Annotated in this window: 1 protein-coding gene; it reads left to right on the top strand. The window is 68.3% G+C overall.

Annotation, left to right across the window (positions count from 1 at the left end; all coding sequences use genetic code 11):
- The coding region (locus tag DEIPI_RS41395) for a UvrD-helicase domain-containing protein (RefSeq protein WP_045234145.1) at positions 1-2,009 on the top strand (2,009 nt) is incomplete at both ends.

The following is a 2,009-nucleotide window of genomic DNA, read 5'->3' as shown; positions in this document are numbered from 1 at the left end:
CGGCCTGCGGCGCGGCTTCGTCATCTACGACGACGACGACCAGCTCGACCTGCTCAAGGAGGTCATGGGCAACCTGCCCGGCGTCGGCCCCGACGCGAATCCCCGCCAGTTGCGCGCCGTCATCGACCGCGCCAAGGGCAACCTCTGGACGCCCGAGGACCTCGCGAGAAGCGGCGAGGACATGATGGCGGGCCTCCCGCGCGCCACCGCCGTGGAAGGCTACCGCCGCTACCAGGCCCGCCTGCGCGGAACGAACGCCATCGACTTCAACGACCTCATCGTGGAGACCGTGCGGCTCTTCCGCGAGATGCCCGCCGTGCTCAACAAGATCCAGAACCGCGCGCGCTTCATCCACGTGGACGAGTACCAGGACACCAACCGCGCGCAGTACGAACTGACACGTCTACTTGCAAGTCGTGACCGCAACTTGCTGGTCGTGGGCGACCCGGACCAGTGCCTGCCTCCCGACACGCTGGTGCGCACGACACGTGGCTGCGTACGCATCGAGGACGTCCGGGAGGGCGACTGCACCTTCGGCACCGGGGGCGGGAAGACCCTCGTGCCGTCCGTCGTGCGTCACGTGAAGCGCGGCCACTACCGGGGCTCGATGTGGCGGATCAACGCCGGCGGCAAAACGCTGGAAGGGACGCCCCATCACGTGCTGCTCTCGCGGATCGAACCGACCGAGGGCAAGTGGTACGTGTACCTGATGTACCGCGAGGATCGCGGGTACCGCGTCGGCATCACGAAGAGCATGCGCTCGGGTGACGACGGCAAGTCCGAGCACGGCTTCCGGGTGCGGCTCAATCAGGAGCACGGCGACAAGCTCTGGGTGCTGCGCGTCTGCGGCACCGCCCAGGAGGCCCGCTTTCACGAGGTGCTGTACTCGGCCCGCTACGGCCTGCCGACCGTCCTGTTCCACGCCGTGGGCCGCAACCTCGCCTTCGACGACGACCACCTGCGGCGGCTGTACGAGGCCCTCGACACGCGCTCCGCCGCCGAACGACTCATGAGGGACCTGCACCTCCACCCGGACTTCCCGCACTACCGGCCGCAGAACGGCGCGCGCCGTCACACCGTCAACGTCGTGATGTACCAGGACAACCGGCATGGCGGCGTCGGGTATCACCGCGTGCAGTGGTGCTCCAGCACGCCGGACCGCATCGACCGCGTCCGTGCCGCCGGAATCGAGATCCGCTCCAACGGCAAGGGCAAGGACGGCTACCGCTTCGAGTCGAGCCGCAAGAGCTACGTCGACGCGCTCGACGTCGCCAGGGCCATCGCCGACGCGGGCGGCATGGAGATCCAGCGTCGTGCCTGGATCGACGGGCAGATGTACGCCTTCACGCCGCTCTCCCACCTGCACGAGGGCATGCGTGTGCTCGTGGAGCAGGGCGGCCGACTGGAGGAGACCGAGGTGACGTCCGTCTCCCAGTTCGACTACGACGGACCCGTCTACGACCTCACGGTCGACCCGACCCACACGTACCTTGCCGGTGGCGTGCTCGTCCACAACAGCATCTACAAGTTCCGTGGCGCCGACATCAACAACATCCTCGATTTCAAGAAGGACTACCCGGATTCGAGGACGTACCGCCTGGAGCACAACTACCGTTCCAGCGCGCGGGTGCTGGAGCTCGCGAACAAGCTCATCGAGAACAACACGGAACGTCTGGAGAAGACGCTGCGGCCCGTGAAGAACGAGGGCGAGCCCGTCCGCTTCCACCGCGCGCCCGACCACCGCGCCGAGGCGGACTTCGTGGCGGAGCGCATCACCCGGTTGCGCGCCGAGGGCGTGAAGTTCGCGGACATCGCGGTGCTCTACCGCACGAACGCGCAGTCACGCGTGCTGGAGGAGAGCATGCGGCGCCTCGGCATCCCGGCGCGCATCGTGGGCGGCGTGGGCTTCTACGACCGCCGCGAGATCAGGGACGTCCTCGCGTACGCGCGCCTCGCGCTCAACCCCGGCGACGACGTGGCGCTGCGCCGCATCGTGGGGCGGCCCCGGC

The organism is Deinococcus pimensis DSM 21231 (genome assembly GCF_000519345.1).
GTDB classification, from domain to species: domain Bacteria; phylum Deinococcota; class Deinococci; order Deinococcales; family Deinococcaceae; genus Deinococcus_A; species Deinococcus_A pimensis.
The sequence above is the reverse complement of the archived record's forward strand: the minus strand, read 5'-3'. Positions and strand labels throughout refer to the sequence as shown.